The sequence below is a fragment of the Rhizobium mongolense USDA 1844 genome, from assembly GCF_000419765.1.
Taxonomy (GTDB): domain Bacteria; phylum Pseudomonadota; class Alphaproteobacteria; order Rhizobiales; family Rhizobiaceae; genus Rhizobium; species Rhizobium mongolense.
On the sequence record NZ_ATTQ01000005.1, the window covers coordinates 190,116 to 215,521 of the forward strand.

At 61.1% G+C, this 25,406-nt stretch carries 25 protein-coding genes and 1 pseudogene; 11 read left to right on the forward strand and 15 right to left on the reverse strand.

Going from position 1 to position 25,406, the window contains the following annotated elements; translation table 11 throughout:
• Positions 1-154: 154 nt before the first annotated feature.
• A complete protein-coding gene (gene cysS / locus A3C3_RS0111085) occupies positions 155-1,546 on the reverse strand; it encodes a cysteine--tRNA ligase (RefSeq protein WP_022714674.1) in 1,392 nt (463 codons plus the stop codon).
• Between the two features lie 313 nt (positions 1,547-1,859).
• On the opposite strand from cysS, the gene A3C3_RS0111095 reads away from it, so the two are divergent.
• Positions 1,860-2,609 (forward strand): glycoside hydrolase family 25 protein, encoded by a 750-nt coding sequence (locus A3C3_RS0111095; RefSeq protein WP_028739565.1) that lies wholly within the window; start codon positions 1,860-1,862, stop codon positions 2,607-2,609.
• Between the two features lie 3 nt (positions 2,610-2,612).
• On the opposite strand, the gene A3C3_RS0111100 is transcribed toward A3C3_RS0111095, so the two are convergent.
• The 4 genes from A3C3_RS0111100 to radA all read right to left on the reverse strand — a co-directional run bounded on the left by A3C3_RS0111100 (position 2,613) and on the right by radA (position 7,255).
• Positions 2,613-3,353: an SDR family NAD(P)-dependent oxidoreductase gene (locus A3C3_RS0111100; RefSeq protein ID WP_028739566.1), complete on the reverse strand. Its 741-nt coding sequence runs from the start codon at positions 3,351-3,353 to the stop codon at positions 2,613-2,615.
• A gap of 98 nt (positions 3,354-3,451) precedes the next feature.
• Complete coding sequence (purF, locus tag A3C3_RS0111105) at positions 3,452-4,942, reverse strand: amidophosphoribosyltransferase (RefSeq protein WP_022714678.1); 1,491 nt, start codon at positions 4,940-4,942, stop codon at positions 3,452-3,454.
• Positions 4,943-5,115: 173 nt separating this feature from the next.
• A complete protein-coding gene (locus A3C3_RS0111110; RefSeq protein ID WP_022714679.1) occupies positions 5,116-5,754 on the reverse strand; it encodes a CvpA family protein in 639 nt (212 codons plus the stop codon).
• 97 nt (positions 5,755-5,851) lie between these two features.
• Entirely contained in the window at positions 5,852-7,255 is a 1,404-nt protein-coding gene (gene radA / locus A3C3_RS0111115) for a DNA repair protein RadA (RefSeq protein WP_022714680.1), read from the reverse strand.
• Positions 7,256-7,397: 142 nt separating this feature from the next.
• Here radA and A3C3_RS0111120 point away from each other — a divergent pair, with 142 nt between their 5' ends.
• Positions 7,398-8,033 (forward strand): LysE family translocator, encoded by a 636-nt coding sequence (locus A3C3_RS0111120; protein ID WP_028739567.1) that lies wholly within the window; start codon positions 7,398-7,400, stop codon positions 8,031-8,033.
• Positions 8,034-8,041: 8 nt separating this feature from the next.
• Here A3C3_RS0111120 and alr read toward each other — a convergent pair whose 3' ends face one another.
• On the reverse strand, positions 8,042-9,202 hold the full coding sequence (alr, locus tag A3C3_RS0111125) for an alanine racemase (protein ID WP_022714682.1): 1,161 nt from the start codon (positions 9,200-9,202) through the stop codon (positions 8,042-8,044).
• Between the two features lie 104 nt (positions 9,203-9,306).
• Positions 9,307-10,803, reverse strand: coding sequence for a replicative DNA helicase (locus A3C3_RS0111130; protein WP_028739568.1), 1,497 nt, complete (start codon positions 10,801-10,803; stop codon positions 9,307-9,309).
• A 316-nt stretch (positions 10,804-11,119) separates the two neighbouring features.
• On the opposite strand from A3C3_RS0111130, the gene A3C3_RS0111135 reads away from it, so the two are divergent.
• Entirely contained in the window at positions 11,120-11,563 is a 444-nt protein-coding gene (locus A3C3_RS0111135; protein ID WP_022714684.1) for a MarR family winged helix-turn-helix transcriptional regulator, read from the forward strand.
• Positions 11,564-11,640: 77 nt separating this feature from the next.
• Here the strand turns inward: A3C3_RS0111135 and rplI are convergent, their stop codons facing one another.
• The 4 genes from rplI to rpsF all read right to left on the reverse strand — a co-directional run bounded on the left by rplI (position 11,641) and on the right by rpsF (position 14,099).
• Positions 11,641-12,219: a 50S ribosomal protein L9 gene (gene rplI / locus A3C3_RS0111140; RefSeq protein WP_022714685.1), complete on the reverse strand. Its 579-nt coding sequence runs from the start codon at positions 12,217-12,219 to the stop codon at positions 11,641-11,643.
• A 21-nt stretch (positions 12,220-12,240) separates the two neighbouring features.
• Positions 12,241-13,215: a DUF2232 domain-containing protein gene (locus A3C3_RS0111145; protein WP_376774886.1), complete on the reverse strand. Its 975-nt coding sequence runs from the start codon at positions 13,213-13,215 to the stop codon at positions 12,241-12,243.
• A 160-nt stretch (positions 13,216-13,375) separates the two neighbouring features.
• Positions 13,376-13,624: a 30S ribosomal protein S18 gene (gene rpsR / locus A3C3_RS0111150; protein WP_004680498.1), complete on the reverse strand. Its 249-nt coding sequence runs from the start codon at positions 13,622-13,624 to the stop codon at positions 13,376-13,378.
• A 13-nt stretch (positions 13,625-13,637) separates the two neighbouring features.
• A complete protein-coding gene (rpsF, locus tag A3C3_RS0111155) occupies positions 13,638-14,099 on the reverse strand; it encodes a 30S ribosomal protein S6 (RefSeq protein ID WP_022714687.1) in 462 nt (153 codons plus the stop codon).
• Between the two features lie 357 nt (positions 14,100-14,456).
• On the opposite strand from rpsF, the pseudogene A3C3_RS48150 reads away from it, so the two are divergent.
• A pseudogene (locus A3C3_RS48150) lies at positions 14,457-14,650 on the forward strand (plasmid stabilization protein); the annotation flags it as partial.
• 58 nt (positions 14,651-14,708) lie between these two features.
• Here A3C3_RS48150 and A3C3_RS0111160 read toward each other — a convergent pair.
• Positions 14,709-15,752 (reverse strand): aldo/keto reductase, encoded by a 1,044-nt coding sequence (locus A3C3_RS0111160; RefSeq protein WP_022714688.1) that lies wholly within the window; start codon positions 15,750-15,752, stop codon positions 14,709-14,711.
• Between the two features lie 201 nt (positions 15,753-15,953).
• Between A3C3_RS0111160 and fabD the strand changes: the two genes are divergently transcribed.
• From fabD to gmk, 7 genes are all read left to right on the forward strand, one after another.
• Positions 15,954-16,898 carry an ACP S-malonyltransferase gene (fabD, locus tag A3C3_RS0111165; protein WP_022714689.1) on the forward strand — a complete coding sequence of 315 codons (945 nt, stop codon included), beginning with the start codon at positions 15,954-15,956 and terminating at the stop codon, positions 16,896-16,898.
• A 30-nt stretch (positions 16,899-16,928) separates the two neighbouring features.
• Entirely contained in the window at positions 16,929-17,666 is a 738-nt protein-coding gene (fabG, locus tag A3C3_RS0111170; RefSeq protein ID WP_022714690.1) for a 3-oxoacyl-[acyl-carrier-protein] reductase, read from the forward strand.
• 286 nt (positions 17,667-17,952) lie between these two features.
• Positions 17,953-18,189 (forward strand): acyl carrier protein, encoded by a 237-nt coding sequence (locus A3C3_RS0111175; protein WP_022714691.1) that lies wholly within the window; start codon positions 17,953-17,955, stop codon positions 18,187-18,189.
• An 88-nt stretch (positions 18,190-18,277) separates the two neighbouring features.
• Positions 18,278-19,540: a beta-ketoacyl-ACP synthase II gene (gene fabF, locus A3C3_RS0111180; protein ID WP_022714692.1), complete on the forward strand. Its 1,263-nt coding sequence runs from the start codon at positions 18,278-18,280 to the stop codon at positions 19,538-19,540.
• A 117-nt stretch (positions 19,541-19,657) separates the two neighbouring features.
• Positions 19,658-20,878, forward strand: a complete 1,221-nt coding sequence (gene mltG, locus A3C3_RS0111185; RefSeq protein ID WP_028739570.1) for an endolytic transglycosylase MltG — start codon at positions 19,658-19,660, stop codon at positions 20,876-20,878.
• A gap of 14 nt (positions 20,879-20,892) precedes the next feature.
• The gene (locus tag A3C3_RS0111190; protein WP_022714694.1) at positions 20,893-21,780 is read left to right on the forward strand and encodes a YicC/YloC family endoribonuclease; all 888 of its coding nucleotides are present in this window, start codon (positions 20,893-20,895) and stop codon (positions 21,778-21,780) included.
• A gap of 3 nt (positions 21,781-21,783) precedes the next feature.
• Positions 21,784-22,446: a guanylate kinase gene (gene gmk, locus A3C3_RS0111195; protein WP_022714695.1), complete on the forward strand. Its 663-nt coding sequence runs from the start codon at positions 21,784-21,786 to the stop codon at positions 22,444-22,446.
• On the opposite strand, the gene rsmA is transcribed toward gmk, so the two are convergent.
• From rsmA to A3C3_RS0111210, 3 genes are read right to left on the reverse strand one after another with little or no spacing between them, the layout of a single operon-like run.
• On the reverse strand, positions 22,443-23,270 hold the full coding sequence (gene rsmA, locus A3C3_RS0111200) for a 16S rRNA (adenine(1518)-N(6)/adenine(1519)-N(6))-dimethyltransferase RsmA (RefSeq protein WP_022714696.1): 828 nt from the start codon (positions 23,268-23,270) through the stop codon (positions 22,443-22,445). The two genes, gmk and rsmA, sit on opposite strands and share 4 nt — an antisense overlap.
• The gene (pdxA, locus tag A3C3_RS0111205; protein WP_022714697.1) at positions 23,270-24,292 is read right to left on the reverse strand and encodes a 4-hydroxythreonine-4-phosphate dehydrogenase PdxA; all 1,023 of its coding nucleotides are present in this window, start codon (positions 24,290-24,292) and stop codon (positions 23,270-23,272) included. Before pdxA ends, rsmA begins: the two co-directional genes overlap by 1 nt.
• A gap of 5 nt (positions 24,293-24,297) precedes the next feature.
• Positions 24,298-25,248 (reverse strand): SurA N-terminal domain-containing protein, encoded by a 951-nt coding sequence (locus A3C3_RS0111210; protein ID WP_022714698.1) that lies wholly within the window; start codon positions 25,246-25,248, stop codon positions 24,298-24,300.
• Positions 25,249-25,406 lie beyond the last annotated feature (158 nt).

Consider the following 25,406-nt stretch of genomic DNA (forward strand, 5'->3'; position numbering starts at 1 on the left):
GAGGGCTGGTTCGCGCCGCCGCGGTCATTCTCAGCGGCAACCTCGGTGGATGCTGCATGCTCGACAGGGGTGTTGCTGCGAAGCGGCATGGCGCAGTAACCCCTCCCACTTGTGGGGAGGGGTTTGGAAGAGGCATTTCCCGATAACACTGACCTCACCGCCTCACCTCCCAGGTCGTCACGCGCTCGCCGCTGACGGCATCTTTGCCGTCCTTGAGCTGGATGCCCTCGGCAAGCAGTGTCTCTCGGATCTTGTCGGCCTCAGTGAAGTTTTTCGCCTTCAAGAGTTCAAGGCGGGCGCGCACCCGCCTGTCGATCTCGGCGGCGACCGCCTCATCCACTTCCGTTTCCTTCGGCTCCACGCCGAGAAGGGCAGCGCTCGCTGCGAAGGCGGCGGCGTTGCCGGACTGCGCCAGGGCATGAAGCGCCTGAACGGCGGCGACGGTGTTCAGGTCGTCGGCAAGCGCGTTCAGTACTGCCGCGTCCGGCGACGCGTCGCCGGCATCCGCCGCTGGCCACTTCGCCAGCAGGCGTTCGGCCTCTTCTAGCCGCTTGATCGAAAAATCGATCGGCTCGCGGTAATGCGTCATCAGCATCGCAAGCCGCAAGACTTCGCCCGGCCACTTCCGGCCGCCGAATTTTTCGGTGTGCAGCAGCTCGTAGATGGTGACGAAGTTGCCCTCGGATTTCGACATCTTGCGGCCCTCGACCTGCAGGAAGCCGTTGTGCATCCAGACATTCGACATCACATCCGTGCCGTGGGCGCAACGAGACTGGGCGATCTCGTTTTCGTGGTGTGGGAAGATCAGGTCCAACCCGCCGCCGTGAATATCGAAGACCTCGCCGAGATAGCGCTGGCTCATCGCCGAGCATTCGATATGCCAGCCCGGACGGCCGCGGCCCCAAGGGCTTTCCCAGCCGGGTTCGTTATGGCTCGAAAGCTTCCAGAGAACGAAGTCGCCGGGGTTCTTCTTGTGCGCATCGACGGCGACGCGCGCGCCCGCCTGTTGCTCATCGAGATTGCGCTTCGAAAGTGCGCCGTAATCCGCCATGGATTTCGTGTCGAACAGCACTTCGCCCTCCGCCTGATAGGCGTGGCCCTTGGCAATCAGCTTTTCGATGATCTCGATCATCTGCGCGATGTTTTCGGTCGCGCGCGGCTGGATGGTCGGATCAAGGCAGCCGAGAGCCGTGGCATCTTCGAGATATTGCGTCTCGGTTTTTTCGGTGACCAGGCGGATAGCCTCGTTCAGCGGCAAGCCGGGGTGGTCGCGCAGAGCCCGCAGGTTGATCTTGTCGTCGACGTCGGTGATATTGCGCGCATAGGTAACGTGCTCGGCGCCATAGACGTGCCTAAGCAGCCGGAACAGCACGTCGAAGATGATGGCGGGTCGCGCATTGCCGATATGGGCGTAGTCATAAACCGTCGGGCCGCAGACGTACATGCGGACGTTTAGCGGATCGATGGGCTTGAAGACCGTCTCCTCGCGCGTCAGCGTATTGTATAGCTTGATTTCCGGCTTCTTCAGTTCCGGCTGGCCGGCCATGTTTATTCTCCCAAAATGCAATGATCCGAAAAATACCGCCGCCGGCGGGCCGGGGCGTTTCTCATCTTTGGGTATTTGGGAGACGAAAACGGCCAGGCCAGCGAGCGCGCTAGCGAATAATCTTCCGGCAGATAATGCAGGTAACCGTTTTCATGGCGGGTTTTATGGCGCGGGAACGATGTTTGGTCAAGTGCTGCGTAAGCGACGAGCGTCGCGAACGCAAGTGCAGGGCTGGCATGGCAAATCATCCGCCATCTTTCCAGTGCAAGCCTTTTCTAGCCAAAGACGGAAGCGGTGGAGCGAGAGAGCATCAGTGAAGAAAGCAGTGCAACGAGCCGTCATCGGTGCGGCGATTCTAGCGGTCGCATCCGCTTCCTATTTGGCTTACGATTTCGGCATGATCCGCTTCAATCATCCATCCATCAAGGACTATCCGATCCAGGGCATCGACGTTAGCCACCATCAGGGCGACATCGACTGGAAGAAGCTCGCCGCTCAACTGAATGTCCGCTTCGCCATCATGAAGGCGACAGAGGGCGGGGATCATAAGGACACGCGATTTGCCCGGAACTGGCAGGCCGCAAAAGAGGCCGGCATCGTGCGCGGGGCATATCACTTCTTCACCTTTTGCCGTCCGGGCCGTGAGCAGGCGCAGAACGTACTGGAAACAGTTCCCAACGAGCAGGGCACGCTGCCCATTGCGATCGATCTCGAATTTGTCGGCAACTGCGACAAAATTCCGACGGTCGAGCAGCTGACCGCCGAGGTCAACGCCTTCCTGGCCGAGATCAGGAGCACACATCCGGGAAAGCCGATATTCTACGTCACGCAGGAATTCTTCGACCTATATCTGAAAGGCAACGAATCGAGCTTCCCGGATCATTATCTCTGGCTGCGCAGCGTATTCAAAGAACCTGAGCAGGAAAAATGCGGCCGCTGGTCGATATGGCAGTTTGCCGACAACGGCAAAGTCGATGGCATCGAGGGACCGGTTGACCTCAACGCGCTCTGCCCCACAGAAACGGGCCTTGCGGCGCTGTTCACTGAAACAGCCGGCCGGTAGTCGTTATTCCGGCAGCCGGTAATCTACGAGCCTGTTCTTTCGGACGATGAAGAGCTTGCCCGTCTCGGTTACATCCGGGCCGACGAGCGGTAGGATCGCCTTGGCGACTTCGGAAGGATGCGGCAGCGTCGCGGGATCTTCGCCGGGCACGGCCTGGGCGCGCATGGCGGTGCGGGTGGCGCCGGGATCGACGCTGGTGATGCGAAGACCCGTCGACCGACTTTCGCCGGCCCAGGTGCGGGCGAGCGCTTCGACCGCGGCTTTCGACGCGGAGTAGGGCCCCCAGAAAGGCCGGCATTTGTGAGCGGCAGCCGAAGAGATGATCACGGCGCGGCCGGCGTCCGAGCGCGTCAGCAGCGGATCGACGGAGCGGATCAGCCGCCAGGTGGCCGTGACGTTGATGTTCATCACCTTCTCGAAGGTCTTCGCCTCGATATGGCCGATCGGCGAGACGACACCGAGCACGCCGGCATTGGCTACGAGGATGTCGAGCTTGCCCCAGCGCTCGAAGATCGAGGCGCCGAGCGCGTCGATGGCGTTCATATCCGCAAGATCGAAAGGTACGAGTGTGGCGCTGCCGCCCGCAGCCTTGATCGCGTCGTCAAGCTCCTCGAGGCCGCCGACCGTGCGGGCGCAGGCGATCACGTGGGCTCCGGCCTTTGCCAATTCCAGTGCCGTGAAATAGCCGATGCCACGCGATGCACCGGTGACGAGTGCGATGCGGTTTTTGAGGTCGATGGTCATGATCGTGTCGTCCGTGTCGGTTGCGCGGAAACGCATCCCACCCCAATGCAATGAGGAAAAGAGGAGGCGCCGGCATTCATTCAGATTTATGAAGTCCCTTAACCGTTGCTGGCCATCACGGCGAGCTTGCGCACGTTGCTCGTGCTTTCCTTGTCGAGCAGCCGCGTCGGGTAGTCGCCGGTGAAATAGTGGTCGGTGAACTGCGGATTCTCGTTGTTGCGGTCTTCCCCGCCGACCGCACGATAAAGCCCGTCGATCGAGAGGAATTCGAGCGAATCGGCGCCGATGTAATCGCACATCGCCTTCAGACTGTTGTACTGGTTGGCAAGCAGCTTGTCGGCGTCCGGCGTATCGATGCCGTAGAAGTCCGGGAAATAGATCATCGGGCTTGCGACGCGGATATGGACTTCCTTGGCGCCTGCGTCGCGGATCATCTGGACGATCTTCAGAGAGGTGGTGCCGCGCACAATCGAATCGTCGACGAGGACGACGCGCTTGCCTTGGATCATCGCCCGGTTGGCCGAATGCTTCAGTTTGACACCGAAGGCGCGGATCTGCTGCGTCGGCTCAATGAAGGTACGGCCGACGTAGTGGTTGCGGATGATGCCGTATTCGAAAGGAATGCCGCTCTGCTGAGCGTAACCGAGCGCTGCCGGCGTACCGCCGTCGGGAACCGGCACGACGACATCGGCATCGACCGGGGCCTCCTTGGCGAGATTGATGCCCATGTTCTTGCGGGCGACATAGATGCTGCGGCCTCCGACGACGGAATCAGGGCGAGCGAAGTAAACAAATTCGAAGAGGCAGAGACGCTCCCGCTTCGGCGCTTCGGGCTTGCGGGCGTCGATGGTGATCGAGCCGTCTGGCTGGATTTCGCAGATGACAACTTCGCCGTTCTCGACGTCGCGGATGTATTTCGCGCCTATGATGTCGAGTGCACAGGTCTCCGAACAGAAGATCGGCTTGCCGTCGAGCTCGCCCATGACGAGCGGACGGATGCCGATCGGGTCGCGCGCGGCGATCAGCTTCGTGCGGGTCATGGCCAGCATCGAATAGCCGCCTTCCATCTGGCGGATCGCATCGATGAAGCGGTCAGAAGAGGAGGCCTGTTTCGAGCGGGCGATCAGGTGGAGGACGACTTCGGTATCCGAGGTCGACTGACAGATGGCGCCATCGGCAATCAGTTGACGGCGAAGCGTAAGGCCGTTGGTGAAGTTGCCGTTATGGGCGACAGCGATGCCACCGACTTCCAGTTCGGCAAAGAGCGGCTGGACGTTGCGGAGCGCCACTTCGCCCGTGGTCGAATAGCGCGTGTGGCCGATGGAGATGAAGCCTGGCAGCTTCGCGAGCGTTGCAGGATCGGTGTAGTGGTCGCCGACGAGCCCCATGCGCTTTTCGGTATGGAACTGGCGGCCGTCGAAGGTGACGATACCGGCTGCTTCCTGTCCGCGGTGCTGGAGGGCGTGAAGCCCGAGAGCCGTCAGCGTTGCTGCATCGGGATGGCCGAGAATGCCGAAGACGCCGCATTCCTCGTGGAGTGTATCTCCATCGAGTTCATCGTTGAGCGTGGAGGAATGGGACTGGTTCATTGATGCGGGCCTTTGCTCTCACAAGAATGGATCGGCTTTTCCATAGCATGATGCCGGATTCAGGCATTTTAAACGGCGGGGGCCCGGCAGAGCAAATGCCCGGCCGGACCCTTATGTCACGTCCCGCTCAAATGGCAATTGCCACGCGGCAGGTCAAGCTGTTGAACACTGTGTCAATTCGACTGCGGCTGCGCGCCGCCCGAGGGGGCTGCGCCACCTGCAGGCGCTGTATCATCCGCCGGGGCCTGTTCGCCGGCCGGTGCATTGCTGCCTTGCGTGCCTTCGGTCGGCGGCTGAACCTTCTCGAGCACGCTGGCTTTCACCATCTGTGCGAATTCCTCAGGCAGGACCGATTGCAGCTTTACGACCATCGAGTCAAGGAACGGCTTGGACTTGGCGTTGTTCACCCAAGAGGGCCGGTGATCGGCATCGACGAGCCAGTTCCAGAAGGCCACTGCCACGACGAGAAGCAGTATGCCGCGTGCCGCGCCGAAGAGGAAGCCCAAAGTACGGTCGAGCGCGCCGATCCGGCTGTCGATGATGAAATCGGCAATCTTCATGGTGATGAAGGAGATGACGATCAGCGCAATCAGGAACACGACGGCGGCGGAGCCGACGATCGCGATGCGATCATCATCGGTGTACCTCTTCGCGTAAGGCACGAGGTGCGGATAGAGGTAGTAGGCAGCGGCAGCCGAGCCGCCCCAGCTTGCGATCGACAGCACTTCGCGCGAAAAGCCGCGGACCATCGCCAGAACGGCGGAGAAGAGGACGACGCCGATGACAATACCGTCGAAAATCGTGATGGGCATATAAATTCAACTCCAGGACCGCCGCGTGGGTGATGCGGTTCGGTCGGGCCTCATTCGTGTGCATCCTATATCATCACCGTTCATGGCAATGAAAGGATCAAACCTCGTCTTCCACACGTCGTAGCGCACCTTTGGATCCGGCAATGCGCACGACCAGATCCGGCAGGCTCTCGATCTCGCTCCAGCGTCCGCCCGAACCCTTCGGCAAATCGACGGAGGCTGACGGAAGCAGCGCTGCAGAAAATCCCAGCTTCTCGGCTTCTTTGAGGCGCTGAGGGGTATGCGCAACCGGACGGACGGCCCCCGACAGGCTGACTTCGCCGAAATAGACGCAATCGGCCGGGAGAGCAATACCGGCTAGCGAGGAAACCAATGCCGATGCGACAGCGAGATCAGCCGCCGGCTCGCTGATACGATAGCCGCCGGCGACATTCAAATAGACGTCATGCTGGCCGAGCCGAACGCCGCAATGGGCCTCGAGCACCGCAAGGATCATCGAAAGTCTGGCGGAATCCCAGCCGACCACGGCGCGGCGCGGCGTTCCGAGCGATGTCGGCGCCACCAGCGCCTGCACTTCGACGAGGATCGGGCGTGTTCCTTCCATGCCGGCAAAGACCGCCGCTCCTGGCGACTTTTCATTGCGCTCGCCGAGGAAAAGTTCAGATGGATTGCCGACTTCACGCAGGCCGCCGTCGGACATTTCGAAGACGCCGATCTCGTCGGTTGGCCCGAAGCGGTTCTTGACCGTGCGTAGGATGCGGTAGTGATGGCCGCGGTCACCTTCGAAGTAGAGCACGGCGTCGACCATGTGTTCCACCACCCGAGGACCGGCGATCTGGCCGTCCTTGGTGACGTGGCCGACGAGAACCATGGCCGCTCCCGTCTGCTTGGCGAAGCGGATCATCGACTGCACGCCGGTGCGCACCTGCGTGACCGTTCCGGGCGCCGATTCCGCCAGTTCGCTCCAGAGCGTCTGGATCGAGTCGATGATGACGAGGTCGGGCCGCTTGCCGTCCGCGAGCGTCGCGAGGATATCCTCGACATTGGTCTCCGCGGCAAGCATCACGTCAGTATCGGCCGCGCGCAGGCGCTGGGCGCGTAACCGCACCTGCGCCACGGCCTCTTCGCCCGAGACGTAGATGATCTTGTGGCCGCGGCGCGAAAGCGCTGCTGCCGCCTGCATCAGCAGCGTCGACTTGCCAATGCCTGGATCGCCGCCGACGAGCACCGCCGAGCCGCGCACGAAACCGCCGCCGAGCGCCCGGTCGAGTTCCGAGATGCCGGTATGGATGCGCGGCGCTTCTTCGATCTCGCCGGAAAGCGCCGTCAGCGTCACCGGGCGGCCCTTCTTCGGCGTCCTTGCCGGTCCGCCGCCGATCCCGCCCATCGGGTCTTCTTCGACGATGGTGTTCCACTCGCCGCAGTTCTCGCATTTGCCCGCCCAGCGGTTGTGGATCGTACCGCAGCTCTGGCAGATGAATTGTGTCCTGGCCTTCGCCATCAATGATGCTTTCGTCCATGAGCGCCGGCGCGCCCGAATCAGATTTGCCCTAGATAATGGCTTGCGGGACCGATCAAAACTAATGATTTTCCCATCAGGCGCCCAAGTGGCAGCATGGAAGGATCATCCGACGGATCGCCAAATGCTCGATTATTCGCTCGCCCACTGGATCGCCTTCTTCACCGCCGCCGTGCTTTTGAACCTGTCGCCGGGTCCGGATATGGCTTTTATCCTCGGCCATACGATCAAAAGCGGCACGCGTGCCGGCTTTTCGGCTGTCTTCGGCATCTGGACCGGCGCCTGCCTGCACGCGCTCCTCGCAGCCTTCGGCCTTTCGGCGGTACTTGCCGCCTCTGCCATTGCCTTCTCGGCAGTGAAGTGGCTCGGTGCGATCTACCTCGTCTGTCTCGGCATCCAGGTCCTGCGGTCGAGCGGCGAGGGCGGCTTCGTCAAGGCGGAAGGCGAAAGGCTGGGCTCAGGACGGATCTACCGGCAGGGCGTGCTCGTTTCGCTGCTAAACCCGAAGGTTGCGATCTTCTTTCTCGCCTTCCTGCCGCAGTTCGTCGTCGAAGGCGCCGGGCCTGCCTGGCTACAGCTTTCGGTGCACGGCGGGCTGATTATCGTCGTGGCTGCCTTCATCGAGCCGCCGCTCATCCTGGCCGGAGGCCGGCTTGCCGATCTGATCAAACGCGACAGGAGGGTCGGCCTCTGGCTCGATCGCGGGCTTGGCGCGCTGTTCGTTGCCCTTGGCGTGCGGCTGGCCCTGACAAGCCGCTGAGCCGGACCTCATTCTTCGCTGACGTATTTTCGCTCATACCGCAACCCGACGCTTGCCAGCATTTCATAGCCGATCGTGCCTGCCGCCCGTGCCGCATCGTCAACGGGGATGTTCCTGCCGAAGAGCTCGATGTAATCGCCGGCACGGATGAGGTTTTCCGGTAGGTCGGTCACATCGAAGATGGAAAGATCCATGGTGATGCGCCCGGCGACCGGCACGGTGTAGCCCTCAAAGAAGCCTTGGCCGCCCTGCGGCACGACTTGGCGAAGCGGGACGCCGCCGCTCGACTGGCTTCGCATGTAGCCGTCGGCATAACCGGCGGAAACGATGGCGAGGCGGCTATCGCGGTCAAGCTTCAGCGCCCGGCCGTAACTCACGGATTCGCCAGCGCGCACGGTGCGGACCTGGATCACGCGGGCCTCCGCGGTCGCAACCGGCCGCATGGGGTTGGCCATGCCGCTCACCGCTTCGCCGCCGTAGATGGCAATGCCGGGGCGCGTCAGGTCGAAATGATAATCCTCGCCGAGAAAAATGCCGCCGGATGCTGCGAGGCTTGATTCGATACCTTCATATGCGGCGCTAACCTTGCGGAATGATTCGAGCTGCTGCTTGTTCATCTGCGATGACGGATCGTCGCCGCAGGCGAGATGGCTCATGACTAGAACCGGGGCGAAGCTGGCCGGACGGGAGACGTCATCAGCCAGCGCAAGCGCTTCGTCGATATGAAGGCCGAGCCGGTTGAAGCCGGTGTCGACATGCAGCGCGCAAGGGTAGTCGCCATACTCCGAAAGCACCGCCATCCAAAAGGCGAGCTGTTCCTCGGAGGAGACGACCGGCACGAGGTCGTTTTCAAAGAAGCGTCGCTCAGTGCCTGGCCAGACGCCGGCGAGCACGAAGATGCGTGCATCGGGCGCGTAGAGGCGCAGCGTCACGCCCTCATCGACCGTTGCGACGAAGAAGTCGCGGGCACCCGCGATGTAGAGCGCTTCCCCAGCGTCCTCGATGCCCATGCCATAGGCGTCCGCCTTCACAACCGCGGATGCGCGCGCCCTTTTGGAGCGCCGTGCCATGTCCCGCCAGTTTTCCGTCAGCGCAGTCAGGTCGACAGTCAGACGCACGCCGGCGGAAGCAAACCTGTCTTCTTCGGAGGCGGCGGAAATTTCAGTCATGAATCCACATTAAAAAAACGGCCGGAGATGAGTCTCCGGCCAGTCTAAAGGTCAATTTGGTCAATAGGAAGTCCGCCGCCGCACTGCAGCAAGAAATGGAATTGCTAGTGTTCCTCGTACTGAATGAAGGACGGGTCGGCGAGGTCGGCAAAGCGCGTGAACTCCGCCTGGAAGGCAAGCTTTACTGTTCCGGTCGGTCCGTGACGCTGCTTGGCGATGATGACGTCCGCCGTGCCCTTCACCTTGTCGAACAGCGCTTCCCACTCCGCATATTTCGGATCAGCCGGATCGCGGGGTTCCATGTTCTTGACGTAATATTCCTCGCGGAACACGAAGAGCACGACGTCGGCGTCCTGCTCGATCGAGCCCGATTCACGCAGGTCGGAGAGCTGCGGGCGCTTGTCGTCGCGGCTTTCGACCTGACGCGAAAGCTGTGAGAGCGCGATGATGGGAACGTTCAGTTCCTTGCCGAGGGCTTTCAGGCCGGTGGTGATCTGGGTGATTTCCTGGACGCGGTTCTCGTTCGACTTGCCCGAGCCGGTCATCAGCTGCACGTAGTCGACGACCAGCACGTCGAGGCCGCGCTGGCGCTTAAGCCGCCGGGCGCGGGCGGCAAGCTGGGCGATGGAGATGCCGCCGGTCTGGTCGATGTAGAGCGGCACCTTCTGCATCATCATCGAGCAGGCGACGAGTTTTTCGAAGTCCGCGTCGTTGATGTCACCGCGGCGGATTTTCGAGGAGGAGACTTCCGTCTGCTCGGAGATGATGCGGGTGGCGAGCTGCTCCGACGACATTTCGAGCGAGTAGAACCCGACGACGCCACCGTTCTTCGCCTTCATGCTGCCGTCGGATTGGACTTCGCCCTCATAGGCGGCGGCGATATTGTAGGCGATATTGGTCGCAAGCGAGGTCTTGCCCATCCCCGGACGTCCGGCAAGGATAATCAAGTCGGAGCGCTGCAGTCCGCCCATCTTCGAATCGAGCGAATGAATGCCGGTCGAAATGCCCGAGAGGCCGCCGTCGCGTTCCTTGGCGACTGCCGCCATGTCGATCGCCAGCGCCACGGCGTCGTTGAAGGCCTGGAAGCCGCCGTCGTAGCGGCCATTTTCGGCAAGCTCGAAGAGGCGGCGCTCGGTATCTTCGATCTGCGTCTGCGGCGGCATGTCGAGCGGCGCGTCATAGGCGATGTTGACCATGTCCTCGCCGATGGTGATCAGCGCCCGGCGCAGCGCCAGATCGTAGATCGCGCGCCCGTAGTCCTCGGCGTTGATGATCGTCACGGCTTCGCGGGCAAGGCGCGCGAGATATTCGGAGACAGTCATGTCGCCGACCTTCTCGTCGGCCTTCAGGAAGGTCTTGATCGTCACTGGATTGGCGATCTTGCCCATACGGATGATGTCGCCCGCGACTTCGAAAATCTTGCGGTGGAGCGGTTCATAGAGATGAATCGGCTTCAGGAAGTCGGACACCCGGTAATAGGCGTCGTTGTTCATCAGGATGGCACCCAAAAGCGCCTGCTCGGCTTCGATGTTGTTAGGTGCTTCGCGGTAATGCTGCTCCGCTGCAGCAACGGCGGTAATCTTTCGCGCGGCGTCGTTCATCTTGATCCGTTCTGTCTTTTCCGTTCCCGGATTTGAAGGCTCGCCAAGGCAAATGCAAGTGCAGCTCAGCAACAGCCTTGGGCCTGTCGTGAAATCCGTAACGCTTTGCACATTGTTCGACTTCTCCACAGCGCTGATGGCCGCCAGGGAGAAAATATTGCCGATGTCACCTTGAGGACACGGCATAAAGACCGCGACTCATTCCAACCGATAATATTTTAGCCTGGATGCCTTGAGCGTGGCACTTGAAAAGACGTCTGAACTCAATTAGACAGAGGAAATATAATTAGTGCGCTAACTAAATAATGGGGAATCTATGGCGAATATGCTTCTCAGGCGGGAACTCATTGAGGACATCGCTGCGTTTACCCGAAAATTGAGAGCGACGTTCGATTCCCTCGTGCGTGAGAGAAACATGACACTGCCGCGCGCGCGAGTCTTTTTTACGCTCAACAAGAAGGACGGCATCAATCAGCGAGAACTGGCCGAACGGCTGGAACTCGAAACGCCGACGCTGGTCCGGATCCTGGACGCAATGGAGGCGCAAGGCTTCGTGGAACGCCGCGTCGCCGGTTCCGATCGGCGCGCCAAGGAGATCTACATAACGGATGCGGGAAGGGCCGTCGCCGGTGAGGTCGAGGATCTCGCCGCAGAGGTGCGCGCCCGGGTCGTCGCCGGCATTTCCGAAAGTGACTTGAGGACGACGCTGAGTGTCATCCGCGCCATGCAGGCAAACCTCCTGGCAGTTCGGGGGCAATGAGAACCGCCGCCAACTGACAAATGCAAGAAGCCCGGCCTGGAGCCGGGCTTCTGCTTTGTGAAGTATGCTTGCGAAGCTTATGCTTCGTCTTCGGCGTTGCCGTCGGCATCCGGATCGAAGAAGTCTTCCGCGCGAAGGGCGTCTTCATCAACGCCGTAGATGGCGTCGACGGAGGTGAGCGTCTCGCCCTTTGCCTGGCGCTCGGCTTCGTCGGCGGAGCGGGCAACGTTGAGATTGACGTGGATTTCGACTTCGGCGTGAAGCTGCAGTTCGACCTTGTGGATACCGATCGCCTTGATCGGCGTGTTCAGGTGAACCTGGTTGCGGCCGATGTTGAAGCCTTCGGCGGCCAGGATTTCAACGACGTCGCGGGCAGCAACCGAGCCGTAGAGCTGGCCTGTTTCGCCGGCAGAACGAACGACGATGAAGGACTTGCCGTCGAGGACATCGGCGACCTTCTGGGCTTCCGACTTGCGTTCGAGGTTGCGGGCTTCGAGCGTTGCGCGTTCGGATTCGAAACGGGCCTTGTTGGCGGCGTTGGCGCGCAGTGCCTTGCCGAGCGGCAGGAGGTAGTTGCGTGCAAACCCGTCGCGAACCTTGACGGTTTCGCCCATCTGGCCGAGCTTGGAGATGCGTTCGAGAAGAATGACTTCCATCTTCGTTTTCCTTTCGTGTCTCTAGGTTTTCTTGTCTGTGGATTGAGGGGCATCGGCATTCTTGTTCGGGGTCAGGGCAATCGCCTTGCGCGTATCGGACAGACCGACGATAAGAATGAAAAAAACTGGCAGCATCAGAACGAGCGATGCCAGGTAGCAGAGGACGAGCGCCGGCAGGCGCCAGTCCTTGCCGCGCGTGCGGAAATGCAGCGCGGCGAAGCCGGAAAGCAGGAAGCCGGCGCCAAAGGTGCCGACGACAGTTGCTCCGATCATCGCCGGAACGCCGCCGAAGAAGGTGGCGGCAAGACCAGCGAGGAAGACGAAGATCGCGTTGCGGTTCATGCGCAGCGCCGACGGAATGTCTTCGCGCGGGCGAAGCGCGCGGCCCGACGCATTCACGATGCGTGCCGCGATATAGTAGGCCGCAAACAGCATCAGCACCCACATCGCGCCCTGAATGGCTGGCAGCATCAGGAGCAGCAGCGACTTGGTCTGCGCGGTGGCCGTGTCATTGAAAGTGAAATCCGGCTGTTGCTGCGCAAAGGAACCGAAAAGTGCGTCGACCATCTGGCCGATAAGTTCCGGGCCATAGCCGATCATGTAGCCGGTCACGATGACGGCGAGCGTCACCAGGCCGCAGAGATGCAGCAGGATGTCGGAGAGCGGATACCAGGCCGTCAGGTGTTCCGGGCCGCCGAGCTCGGCGGCGGGGCGGGCAAGGTTTGCCAGGTGGCTGATCCAGCCGGCGGGAATCAGCGTCACCAGCGTCATCATCAGCGCGAAAGCCGGAGAGCCGGCGACAGCACCGAAGGCGGCAGCGGTGACGACGGCAGAGATTGCCGCGGCATTGCCCCAGCCGAGACCCACGAGAAGGATGGGAAGGGCGGAAGCGGCGTAGAGCAGGGCGCTGAACGACAACTGGACGCTCGCGCCGAGCGCCAGGAGCGCGGCGGTCAATCCGGCGAGCGCGCCGGTCAGCAGCCTCTTGAAGTTCATTTTGGTCACGTCGCTGTCCTGCTTCATCAAGCAGTTAGAGGATGTATCCTGAATCAAATTCAGAACACCGCCTCAACATGGGTTTTCACGATTCCGATCCGCGCCCATCGCGGAAGGGACGCGACCCTCTGGTTTGGGACCAGAGGGTCGCGATAGCAAATTAAGCCACGACGTAAGGCAGCAGGCCGAGGAAGCGGGCGCGCTTGATCGCCTGGGCGAGTTCGCGCTGCTTCTTCTGCGACACAGCCGTGATGCGGGACGGAACGATCTTGCCGCGCTCGGAAATGTAACGCTGCAGAAGACGGACGTCCTTGTAGTCGATCCGCGGAGCATTCGCGCCCGAGAACGGGCAGGTCTTGCGGCGGCGGTGGAACGGGCGGCGGACCGGAGCGGAGGAAGCTTCAGACATATCTCAAATCTCCTTATACGCGGTCTTCGCGCGGACGGCGCGGACGGTCTTCACGGTCGCCGAAGCCACCTTCACGCGGCGGGCGCGGGCCACGGTCGAAACCGCCTTCGCGCGGGCCACGGGCGCCGTCACGCGGGCCGCGGTCGTCGCGGTCGCGCTTCTGCATCATGGCAGACGGGCCTTCTTCGTGCTTTTCGACAGCGAGCGTCATGTAACGCAGAACATCTTCGCTGATGCGCATCTGGCGTTCCATTTCCTGGACGGCCGCTGCCGGTGCATCGATGTCCATCAGGGCGTAGTGAGCCTTGCGGTTCTTCTTGATGCGGTAGGTGAGGGACTTAAGACCCCAGTTTTCGATGCGCCCGACTTTGCCGCCGTTAGCTTCGATCACGCCCTTGTACTGTTCTACGAGGGCATCGACCTGCTGAGCGGAAATATCCTGCCGGGCAAGGAATACATGTTCATAAAGAGCCATGACAGCTTTGCCTTTCTTGCGTTGGTTCAACCCGATATTCGGCGGCTAAGCCTCAACGACTGCTCCTGATTGGGCTGAACCCAGGCAAGAAAAGCGTTTCCGAGACGGTCGAGAGCGGAGACACGGGAGGCTGGAACGCTTCCGTTCCGAACGATTTCCGAGGAAACCGGCCCTCCGTTCAGCCACCAGCCAGAAGACCGGGTTTGCGAACAGGGGCGCTTATACGGATTTTTCTGCGTAAGGCAAGGGTTCGGCTGCAATTAAGCAGGGCCATCTGCCGTTTGCAGTCATCTTGAGGGCAAATTCTGCACATGTCAGAAAGGAGTTGTCCATGGCCGAACGTCGGGCTTTTCGTTCGCAGCGCCCAGCAATGATCTCGCCCACAGGCTTGCGCGCCGTCAAAACCGTTCTATCGCGATACAGTCGTGGGCGCGCTGGAATTCGATGAGATCCGACAGGCCAGGAACCTGCTCCGGCATTGAACCCGCTCCGGCTTTCTATGAGCGCTTGGCCGAAGGGATGCGACAGACACCGACCTGGAAGCGGTCATCACCGTAGCGCTGGAAACAGATGTTCCGCGCTTGGTTTATCCGAAGCCCGGAGCACTCGTCACAGCGGCATCGGATACCGCCGGTGGACCTTTTCGATCTCGGAGAGGACGTCGCTCGAGAGTTTAACCTCGACGGCGCTCAGGTCGATCTTCAGCTGGTCCATCGTCGTTGCGCCGATGATGACGGAGGTCATGAAGCGGCGGGTGAGGCAGAAGGCAAGCGCCATGGCTGCCGGATCAAGCCCGTGCTTCGCTGCAATCTCGACACAGGCCCTGGTGGGCGCTTCCTGCAGCGGCTGCAACCGGCCGCCGAGATCGCCGTTGATCGTCGCGCGCGATCCTTCTGGCCTGGCGCCATCGAGATATTTTCCGGTGAGCAGGCCAGCCGCAAGCGGTGAATAGGCGAGCAGGCCGACATCCTCGTGATGCGACAGTTCCGCCATGTCCAGGTCGAAGTGGCGGTAGAGCAGGCTGTATTCGTTCTGGATGCTGGCGACGCGTGGAAGGCCCTTCTGCTCGGAGAGCGTCAGGTATTTCTGCGTGCCCCATGCAGTTTCATTGGACAGGCCGACGGCGCGCACCTTGCCTTCCTTCACGAGCATATCCATCGTCTCGAGGATATCGGTGATGTTGGCGACCGCCTTTGCGCGATCCTGCTTGAAGGGGTCGTAGTGCCAGTTCTGCCGGAAGTGGAAATGCCCACGGCTCGGCCAATGAATTTGGTAGAGATCGATGTAATCGGTCTGCAGCCGCTTGAGACTTGCTTCGACGGCATGCTTGATATTCTTGGCGTCGGCACCTTGGCCGCCCCGGATATAGGAACGTCCAGGCCCTGCGACCTTTGTCGCCAGCACGATGTCGTTGCGCTTGCCCGTCGTTGCGAACCAGCTGCCGATATAGTCCTCGGTGCGCCCCTGGGTTTCCGCTGAAAGGGGAGTTGTCGGGTAGAGCTCGGCGGTATCGAAGAAATTTACGCCGTTCTCGACGGCGTAATCCATCTGCTCATGCGCTTCGGTTTCGGTGTTCTGCGTGCCCCACGTCATGGTGCCGAGGCAGATTTGCGAAACGGAAATATCGGTGCGGCCTAATCTGTTAAACTTCATTGGAACCTTGAAAACGGATGAGCGGACGTAGCCGGGGAGGGCGGCGCAAATTTAGGCGTGAATTGCGCAAGCGCAAGAAAAAAATCGCGGCTTTTCGCGCCTGCAAAAGGCTCTGAGGTCCCTGGCAGCGCTATTGACTCTGCCCGCAAGAACGTCAATTGGAGGCGAAATAGTCCAAATTGACATAATAAGGGACATTAGATGACCGTCGCTTTCACATTTCCCGGCCAGGGAAGCCAGGCCGTGGGCATGGGCAAGGAACTCGCGGAAAATTTTTCCGAGGCCCGTTCCGTCTTCGAAGAGGTTGACGATGCGCTCGAAGAAAAGCTTTCAACAATCATGTTCGAAGGCCCGGAAGATACGCTGACGCTGACGGCCAATGCCCAGCCGGCGCTGATGGCGGTATCGCTTGCGGTGGTCCGTGTCCTCCAGGCGAAGGGTCTCGATCTCAAGTCGAAGGTGTCCTATGTTGCCGGTCATTCGCTCGGCGAATATTCCGCGCTCTGTGCCGCGGGCACCTTCTCACTCGCCGAAACCGCGCGTCTGCTGCGTATTCGCGGCAACGCCATGCAGGCTGCCGTTCCTGTCGGCGTTGGTGCCATGGCGGCGATCATCGGGCTGGAACATGCCGATGTCGTGGCCGTTTGCGAAGCTGCTTCGGCCGCTGGTGCCTGCCAGATCGCCAACGATAACGGCGGCGGCCAGATCGTCATCTCCGGCGAAAAGGCCGCGGTCGAAAAGGGCGCGGCACTGGCAACCGAGAAGGGCGCCAAGCGTGCGATCCTTCTGCCGGTTTCAGCTCCTTTCCACTCCTCGCTGATGGCGCCGGCTGCCGAGGCGATGCGCGAAGCGCTCGCGGGCGTTTCGAAGTCCAACCCGGTCGTGCCACTGATTGCCAACGTTCGCGCCGCGCCGGTGACAGACGCCGATGAGATTGCCAGGCTCCTCGTCGAGCAGGTCACCGGCCAGGTCCGCTGGCGCGAAACGGTAGAATGGTTTGCCGCAAACAATGTCACGACGCTTTATGAACTCGGCGCCGGCAAGGTGCTGACCGGCCTTGCGCGCCGCATCGACAAGACGGTGAACGGCATTGCCGTCAATACGCCCGCCGATATCGACGCGGCCGTCGCCGCCCTCATGGCCTGATTGGTTTCACCAGATATAAGGAACGCATCCATGCTCGATCTTTCCGGCCGCAAGGCGCTCGTTACCGGTGCATCCGGCGGCATCGGCGAGGAAATCGCCCGCATTCTCCACAAACAGGGCGCCGTCGTCGGCCTTCACGGCACGCGCGTCGAAAAGCTCGAAGCGCTGGCAAACGAGCTTGGCGACCGCGTCAAGATATTCCCGGCGAACCTCTCCGACCGTGACGAGGTCAAGGCACTCGGCGTCGGGGCCGAAGCCGAACTCGAAGGCGTCGATATTCTGGTGAACAACGCAGGCATCACCAAGGACGGCCTCTTTGTCCGGATGAGCGACGAGGACTGGGATAACGTCATCGAGGTCAACCTGACAGCGATGTTCCGCCTGACGCGCGAACTGACGCATCCGATGATGCGCCGCCGCTACGGCCGCATCATCAACATCACCTCGGTGGTCGGCGTCACCGGCAACCCGGGCCAGGCTAACTATTGCGCCTCCAAGGCCGGCATGATCGGCTTCACCAAGTCACTCGCCCAGGAGATCGCGACGCGCAACGTGACCGTCAATTGCGTCGCGCCGGGCTTCATCGAATCCGCCATGACCGGCAAGCTGAACGACAAGCAGAAGGAAGCGATCATGGGGGCAATCCCGATGAAGCGCATGGGCACGGGTGGCGAAGTGGCGTCCGCCGTTGCCTATCTCGCCTCCTCGGAAGCCGCCTATATGACGGGTCAGACGCTGCACGTAAACGGCGGCATGGCCATGATCTGAAACAGAAACTGGCCCTGTTTGCGTTTTTCGATGGAATAGCGTGTTGAGCAATGGAACAGGGTTGATTTTCAGGCTTTGCGGCAGACATAAACCGTGTTAAGCGGGCCATGACTGTCACAGTCGTTCCGGGAAACAAGGCGGACCGGCGGGCGTTTTGCCAGCGGGGAACATCTTAGAGAGCCGGGCTAACGAGTTTGCTGAAAGTGCCGAGAGGGCGCCGAAGGCTGAACCAGGGTAGGGATGCCGGAAGGCATTCTCATCAGGATATAAGGTCGAGGAAACCGACATGAGCGATATCGCAGAACGCGTAAAGAAAATTGTTATTGATCATCTTGGCGTCGACGCCGAGAAGGTTGTCGAGAGCGCCAGCTTTATCGACGATCTGGGCGCTGACTCGCTCGACACGGTCGAACTGGTCATGGCCTTCGAAGAAGAATTCGGCGTAGAAATTCCGGACGACGCAGCAGACTCGATCCTTACGGTCGGCGACGCAGTAAAGTTCATTGAAAAGGCCCAGGCTTAATCCTGTGTGATTTTCAAAGGGCGGGCCATGAGTCCGCCCTTTTTGTTTGTGCATTGCTTTAGCGAAAGAATAGGCGGGGAAGCTGTCGATGAGACGGGTCGTCATCACCGGTACCGGAATGGTATCACCCTTGGGATGCGGAACTGAAGTGACGTGGTCGCGGTTGCTCGCCGGCCGCAGCGGCGCCCGCCTTGTCACCGAATTCGAGGTGGATGATCTCCCTGCCAAGATTGCCTGCCGCATTCCGGTTGGTGATGGCACGGAGGGCACCTTCAACCAGGATGACTGGATGGAGCCAAAAGAACAGCGCAAGGTCGATCCCTTCATCATCTACGGCATGGCCGCTGCCGACATGGCGCTGGACGACGCCGGCTGGCATCCTGAGAACGACGAGGACCAGATCGCGACCGGCGTGCTGATCGGCTCCGGCATCGGCGGCATCGAGGGTATCGTCGAGGCGGGCTATACGCTCCGCGACAAGGGCCCGCGCCGCATTTCGCCCTTCTTTATTCCCGGCCGCCTGATCAACCTCGTATCCGGCCAGGTCTCGATCCGCCACAAGCTTAGGGGGCCGAACCACTCGGTCGTCACCGCCTGCTCGACTGGCGCGCACGCCATCGGCGATGCTGCCCGTATGATCGCGCTCGGCGATGCCGATGTCATGGTCGCAGGCGGTACGGAATCGCCGGTCAGCCGCATCTCGCTTGCGGGCTTTGCTGCCTGCAAGGCGCTGTCCACGCAGCACAACTCCGATCCTGAGAAAGCATCGCGTCCCTACGATCGCGACCGCGACGGCTTCGTCATGGGCGAAGGTGCCGGTATCATCGTTCTCGAGGAGCTGGAACATGCCAAGGCGCGTGGCGCGAAGATCTACGCCGAAATCGTCGGCTACGGCCTCTCGGGCGACGCCTACCACATCACTGCGCCGGCGGAAGACGGTGACGGCGCGCAGCGCTGCATGGCCATGGCGCTGAAGCGCGCCGGACTGACGGCTGCAGATGTCGATTATATCAACGCGCACGGCACGTCGACGATGGCCGATACGATCGAGCTTGGCGCCGTCGAGCGCCTGGTCGGCAATGCGGCATCGAAGATTTCGATGTCTTCGACCAAGTCGGCGACCGGCCATCTGCTGGGCGCAGCCGGTGCCATCGAGGCGATCTTCGCGACGCTTGCGATCCGCGACAATGTCGCTCCTCCGACGCTCAATCTCGATAATCCCGAGCGCGAAACGGCGATCGATCTTGTTCCGCACAAGGCTCGTCAGCGAGAAATCAATGTTGCGCTCTCGAATTCCTTCGGATTCGGCGGTACGAATGCATCGCTGGTGCTGCGCCGCTATACTGCCTGAAGGCGGCTTTTGACACGACGGGAGGACGGGCCAGTACCTTTCGGGAGGGTGGCCTACCTGTTTTTTGCCGTATTGCTTCTTAAAACAGCGGACAGGGCCAAGTTTAGAGGATTGCCGGTGAGCGATACGAATCAGAGCAACGACGCGGCGGGCCACAACGGCCATCCGGCGCAGAACGGGCCGATCATTCCGAAGTCGCCCAATGAAGCGCTGCGCCCGGAACGCGTTCCGGAGCCGCCGAAGCGCTCAAAGAAGGCGCGCAGCCAGGTCGTCATCTTCCTGAACTTCCTGATGACGATGGTCGTGCTTGCCTGCGCCGCCGGCATCTTCGCCTTCTATTACGCGATCTCCAGCTACCAGGAGCCTGGTCCGCTGGAGACGAACACCAATTTCATCGTGCGCAGCGGCGCGGGCCTTTCGGAAATCGCCACCAATCTTGAGCGCAACAACATTGTCTCCGACGCTCGCATCTTCCGCTATCTCACGGCGACGTACCTGAACGAGGGGGAGAGCCTGAAGGCCGGCGAATACGAGATCAAGGCGAAAGCTTCCATGAACGACATCATGGAACTGCTGAAGTCCGGTAAATCGATCCTCTATTCGATCTCCTTCCCGGAGGGCCTGACGGTGCGCCAGATGTTCAACCGCATGAACGGGGATACCGTCCTCGAAGGCGAGCTGCCGACGGCGCTGCCGCCCGAAGGCAGCCTGCGCCCCGATACCTACAAGTTCTCCCGCGGCACGAAACGCTCCGAGATCATCGACCAGATGGCTGCAGAGCAGAAAAAGCTCGTCGACCAGATCTGGGAAAAACGCGATCCTTCGGTCTCGCTGAAATCCAAGGAAGAGTTCGTGGTGCTTGCTTCGATCGTCGAGAAGGAGACTGGCATTCCCGACGAGCGCGCGCATGTCGCATCCGTTTTCCTCAACCGGCTCGCCAAAGGCATGCGGCTTCAGTCCGATCCGACGATCATCTACGGGCTCTTCGGTGGTGACGGCAAGCCTGCCGACCGGCCGATCTTCCTGTCGGACCTGAAGAAGGAAACGCCTTACAACACTTACGTGATCAAGGGCCTGCCGCCGACGCCGATCGCAAACCCCGGCCGTGATGCCCTGGAAGCGGCGGCCAATCCCTGGAAGACGGCGGACCTCTATTTCGTCGCCGATGGCACCGGCGGCCACGTTTTTGCGGCGACGCTCGAAGAGCACAATGCCAACGTCAAGCGCTGGCGCAAGCTCGAAGCTGACAAGGGCGCCGATCCGAATATCGTGGTTGACGGCCAGCCGGAGGCTCAGGCCGATCCGGCGGCTCAGCAGAAGAAAAAGAAGACGAACTAATTTCGGAGGCTCGGATGGCTTTGCAGTCCATGACCGGTTTTGCGCGGCGCGAGGGAACGAGCGGCCGCTGGCGCTGGGCTTGGGAACTGCGGTCGGTCAACGGCAAGGGGCTCGACCTGCGCCTTCGCCTGCCGCCGGGCCTCGAGCGCATGGAAACAGACGTTCGCCGCATTACGGGTGAACAGTTCAGCCGCGGCAACATGCAGGCCAACCTCTCGGTTTCGGCAGCCGAAAACCGCTTCGAAACGGTTCTCAATCAGGACGCTCTGGCCAATGTGCTTGCAATGCGTGACCAGCTTGCAGGCGTTATCGATCCGGCGCCTCTGACCCTCGATACGCTGCTTTCCATCCGCGGACTCGTCGAATTTCGCGAGACGGAGGACAGCGAAGAAGAAATCGCCGCCCGCGATGCGGACGTCACCAAGGGCCTGCTGGCTGCACTTGCCGATCTCAAGCTCATGCGGGAACAGGAGGGGGCTGCTTTGTCTCGCGTGCTGCTCAATCATGTCTCGACGATTGAGGACTTGACGCACAGGATCGAACGCGACCCGTCGCGCACGCCGCAGGAGATTTCCGCGCGCATCAAGGCGCAGGTTGCCTTGCTGATGGACGGAGCGGGCGCGCTCGACCGCGACAGGCTGCATGCGGAGGCGGCTCTTCTTGCGACGAAGGCCGACCTGCGCGAAGAAATCGACCGGCTGAAGGCGCATGTCGCGGCCGCACGGGATCTGTTGGGCCGCGGCGGTCCGGTCGGCCGCAAGCTTGATTTCCTTGCACAGGAATTTAACCGCGAATCGAATACCATCTGTTCGAAGTCGAATGCCTCGGCGGTCACGGCCGCCGGCATCGAACTGAAAGTCGTCATCGACCAGTTCCGCGAACAGGTCCAGAATCTGGAGTAGGACATGAAACCGGCGAAAGCTTCGCCCGTTCCGATCGCTCGCCGCGGTCTGATGCTCGTCATCTCGTCGCCCTCGGGTGCGGGAAAGTCGACGATTGCGCGGACACTGCTTGCACAGGATAGCCAGATCGGCCTCTCCGTCAGCGTGACGACCCGCCAGCGGCGCCCGAGCGAGGTCGAGGGCATTCACTACCACTTCAAGAGCATCCGCGAATTCGAGCGACTGCGCGATTCCGATGCGCTGTTGGAATGGGCCGAAGTGCATGGCAATTTCTACGGCACGCCGCGCGAACCGGTGGAAGCAGCGATGGCCGAAGGCCGCGACATGCTTTTCGACATTGATTGGCAGGGCGCCCAGCAGCTGCAGGAGAAGATGTCGGCAGATGTCGTATCTATCTTCGTGCTGCCGCCTACGATGACCGAGTTGCAGTCACGGCTTCACCGCCGTGCGGAAGATTCCGAAGAGGTCATCGCCCAGCGGCTTGCCAATTCGCGCGCCGAAATCGCCCATTGGCGGGAATATGACTATGTCATCGTCAACGACGATCTCGATACTGCCTTCGACGCCGTGCAGTCGATCGTGAAGGCCGAGCGCCTGCGCCGCGACCGGCGGCACGGCATCTACGATTTCGTCACCAAACTGCTGGAAGAGACGCCGGTTCTTTAAAGCGAATTAGCAAGCAGGCAGAATTCCTCGACGGAAAGCGTTTCCGCGCGGCGCTGCGAGTCTATACCTACCTTGTTGAGCAGACTCTCGCCGCCGAGCGGCTTGAGGCTCTGGCGAAGCATCTTGCGCCGCTGACCGAAGGCCGCATGCGTTACTCTTTCAAGATTGGCGACGGCGCAGGGGATGGGGTTTGCCTTCGGCGTCAGATGCACCACCGTCGACGTCACCTTCGGCGGCGGCGTGAAGGCTTGCGGCGATACGTCGAAAGCCATGCGGGCGTCGGCGCGCCAGCCGCACAGTACGCCGAGGCGGCCATAGTGGTCGTCATCCTGTTCGGCGACGATGCGCTCGCCGACTTCTTTCTGGAACATCAGCGTCAAGGATTCCCAAAACGGCGGCCACTCTTTTGGCAGCAGCCAATTCACCAGCAATTGCGTGCCGACATTGTACGGAAGATTGGCGATGATCTTGACGGGTCCCTCAGGCGCGAGCGCCTCGAAATCGGTCTTCAGCGCATCGCCGCCCATGACCTCGAGCCTGCCCGGATAATGAGCGGATATTTCCGCCAATGCTGGCAGGCAGCGCGGATCACGCTCGACGGCAATCACCTTCTTCGCACCCAGCGCCAGGATGGCGCGCGTCAGCCCGCCGGGTCCAGGTCCCACTTCGAAGACGGTGCAGCCTTCCAGCGATCCTGCCGTGCGGGCGACCTTCTGCGTCAGGTTGAGGTCGAGAAGGAAGTTTTGCCCGAGCGCCTTGCGCGCATCGAGGCTGTGACGCTGGATCACGTCGCGAAGCGGCGGCAGACCATCGAGCGCGGCCATCAGCGGTGTTCCGCGGGACGGCTGAGATGGGCTGCAAGCTTGAGGGCGGCAATCAGACTGTTTGCTCGCGCGATGCCCTTGCCGGCAATGCCAAAGGCTGTGCCATGATCCGGCGATGTCCGCACGAAAGGCAGGCCGAGCGTCACGTTGACGGAATCGTCGAAGCCGAGCGCCTTGACCGGGATCAGGGCCTGATCGTGATACATGCAGACCGCGACATCATACCGGGCGCGAGCCTCGTCGTGGAACATGGTATCGGCGGGTAGGGGGCCGATCGCGTCGATGCCCTCGGAGCGCAGAAGCTGTATGGCGGGATGAATGATGTCTTCGTCCTCGCGCCCCATCGTTCCGCTTTCGCCAGCATGCGGATTGAGACCGGCGACAGCAAGGCGCGGTCTTTCGATGCCGAAGCGGTGCCTGAGATCGGAATGCCCGATACGGCAGGTCTCTGCGATCAATTCACCGCTCAAAGCCTGCGGCACGTCCTTGATCGGGATGTGAATGGTAACCGGTATCGCCCGCAGCTTCGGTCCGGCAAGCATCATAACCGGCCTGACAGGATTGCCGGTCGCGCGGCTCGCGAGATCGGCAAGGAATTCGGTGTGGCCCGGAAACTGGAAGCCGGCCTCGTAAAGAATGGCTTTAGCGATGGGATTGGTGACGACACCGGCTGCCTCGCCCTTGAAGACCAGCGATACGGCCGTTTCGATCGCAGCGATCGTACCCGTTGCGGTTGCGACATGCGGCTCGCCGGCAGCCACCTCGACGCCGGCAGGAACGGGCAGGACGGGGAGAGCATTGATAAAGACATCCGCGGCCGTTGCGGCGTTCGCTTCGGCTATCGCGACGGAAAGATCGAGCTGCCGTGCTCTTACCGCCAGCACGTCAGGATCGCCGATCAGAAAGAAGGGCGGCAGGCCGAGCTCACGCCGCCTCAGCCAGGCCATCAGGGTTATGTCCGGGCCGATGCCGGCCGGATCGCCTTGCGTCAGCGCAAGCGGGCGCGAAAACGGGGTAGCCACGGCGGTCAGCGATAGATGATCTGCGCCTTCTTGCGCAGCTCTTCGAGATATTTGGTAGCGTTTTCGTTTTCCGGCGCGCTCTTGCCAGCCTTGGCCTTGTTGAGATCCTCCTGGCGGAACACGATCTCAGCGGCCGTGTCGTCGGATACGTCGCGCTGGCTGCAGATTGCAAGATATTCCACGCCCTTTTCAGTCACGCGGGTCGCTGTGGTATTGCCCTTGGCCTGCTCGATCAACGGCTTCCATTCGGCCGGAAGTTCCGGTGCCAGCACGCGGCCGAGTTCGCGGACCGAAACGTCACGCATCGTTGCTGCAAAAACCTTTGCCTGTTCGCAGCCCGGATATTTCGAACGGGAGGCCTCCGCCTCGCTCTTGCGCTTGCCCGTAATGCCTTTTTTCGATTGCGGCACCACGAAGATGATCTGCTGAAGCATATATTCGGTCGTGACCGGCTTCTGCTTATTGTTTTCCATCATGCGGCTGACAAGGTCGCTGCTCGACATGCGGGCGCTCGACCCGTAGCGCGCATTGACGACGCGCGGCCAGCTCATTTGCACGGCAATATATTGCTTGAAATGATCGGCCCCGACCCCGGCCTGAGTGAGAATTTGCGTAAGCTGCTCGGTCGAGAGCTTGTTTCCGGACGCAAAACGCCCAAAGGACGCATCGACTTCATCCTTGGAGACGGACATGCGCACTCGCGAGATTTCCTGACGTTTCAAGGTCTCCTCAACGAGAGATTCTTCCGCCGTCTTCGCATCGGCCTTTTGGTGCTGGAGACGCAGGAAAGCCTGGCGCCTTGCGACATCGCCCGTGGTCAGTGCCACCCCGTTGACGACGGCCTTGACTTCGCTGGCTGCAAATGCGGAACCACTTTGTGGCTGAACAAGCGCCGCGAGCATGCAGAACGCAGCGCCGGCAAACAGAGTCGTGACAGTCTTTCTCGCGCCAATCATGTGTCGATCCTTCCCATAGACGCTGCGGCAGCAAGTGCGCGTGAACACAGCTTTACCGAGGTCGGAGCCGCCCCCAAGCGACATTCCTATGCCTCATAACCCGATTGACGGCAATGTCCTGCATAGTGTTGCGGCGAAAGAAAGGCTCTCTTTCTTTC

Excerpts from the sequence above, each read along its gene's own strand:
- cysS (WP_022714674.1), bottom strand. The coding sequence starts at position 1,546 with ATGGCCGGCCAGCCGGAACTGAAGAAGCCGGAAATCAAGCTATACAAT.
- A3C3_RS0111110 (WP_022714679.1), bottom strand. The coding sequence starts at position 5,754 with ATGCCCATCACGATTTTCGACGGTATTGTCATCGGCGTCGTCCTCTTC.
- fabG (WP_022714690.1), top strand. The coding sequence starts at position 16,929 with ATGCTCGATCTTTCCGGCCGCAAGGCGCTCGTTACCGGTGCATCCGGC.
- purF (WP_022714678.1), bottom strand. The coding sequence starts at position 4,942 with ATGAACCAGTCCCATTCCTCCACGCTCAACGATGAACTCGATGGAGAT.
- A3C3_RS0111190 (WP_022714694.1), top strand. The coding sequence starts at position 20,893 with ATGGCTTTGCAGTCCATGACCGGTTTTGCGCGGCGCGAGGGAACGAGC.
- A3C3_RS0111100 (WP_028739566.1), bottom strand. The coding sequence starts at position 3,353 with ATGACCATCGACCTCAAAAACCGCATCGCACTCGTCACCGGTGCATCG.
- A3C3_RS0111130 (WP_028739568.1), bottom strand. The coding sequence starts at position 10,803 with ATGAACGACGCCGCGCGAAAGATTACCGCCGTTGCTGCAGCGGAGCAG.
- A3C3_RS0111135 (WP_022714684.1), top strand. The coding sequence starts at position 11,120 with ATGGCGAATATGCTTCTCAGGCGGGAACTCATTGAGGACATCGCTGCG.
- A3C3_RS0111145 (WP_376774886.1), bottom strand. The coding sequence starts at position 13,215 with ATGAACTTCAAGAGGCTGCTGACCGGCGCGCTCGCCGGATTGACCGCC.
- rpsF (WP_022714687.1), bottom strand. The coding sequence starts at position 14,099 with ATGGCTCTTTATGAACATGTATTCCTTGCCCGGCAGGATATTTCCGCT.
- A3C3_RS0111160 (WP_022714688.1), bottom strand. The coding sequence starts at position 15,752 with ATGAAGTTTAACAGATTAGGCCGCACCGATATTTCCGTTTCGCAAATC.
- fabD (WP_022714689.1), top strand. The coding sequence starts at position 15,954 with ATGACCGTCGCTTTCACATTTCCCGGCCAGGGAAGCCAGGCCGTGGGC.
- A3C3_RS0111175 (WP_022714691.1), top strand. The coding sequence starts at position 17,953 with ATGAGCGATATCGCAGAACGCGTAAAGAAAATTGTTATTGATCATCTT.
- radA (WP_022714680.1), bottom strand. The coding sequence starts at position 7,255 with ATGGCGAAGGCCAGGACACAATTCATCTGCCAGAGCTGCGGTACGATC.
- rsmA (WP_022714696.1), bottom strand. The coding sequence starts at position 23,270 with ATGGCCGCGCTCGATGGTCTGCCGCCGCTTCGCGACGTGATCCAGCGT.
- A3C3_RS0111120 (WP_028739567.1), top strand. The coding sequence starts at position 7,398 with ATGCTCGATTATTCGCTCGCCCACTGGATCGCCTTCTTCACCGCCGCC.
- gmk (WP_022714695.1), top strand. The coding sequence starts at position 21,784 with ATGAAACCGGCGAAAGCTTCGCCCGTTCCGATCGCTCGCCGCGGTCTG.
- rpsR (WP_004680498.1), bottom strand. The coding sequence starts at position 13,624 with ATGTCTGAAGCTTCCTCCGCTCCGGTCCGCCGCCCGTTCCACCGCCGC.
- A3C3_RS0111210 (WP_022714698.1), bottom strand. The coding sequence starts at position 25,248 with ATGATTGGCGCGAGAAAGACTGTCACGACTCTGTTTGCCGGCGCTGCG.
- alr (WP_022714682.1), bottom strand. The coding sequence starts at position 9,202 with ATGACTGAAATTTCCGCCGCCTCCGAAGAAGACAGGTTTGCTTCCGCC.
- fabF (WP_022714692.1), top strand. The coding sequence starts at position 18,278 with ATGAGACGGGTCGTCATCACCGGTACCGGAATGGTATCACCCTTGGGA.
- rplI (WP_022714685.1), bottom strand. The coding sequence starts at position 12,219 with ATGGAAGTCATTCTTCTCGAACGCATCTCCAAGCTCGGCCAGATGGGC.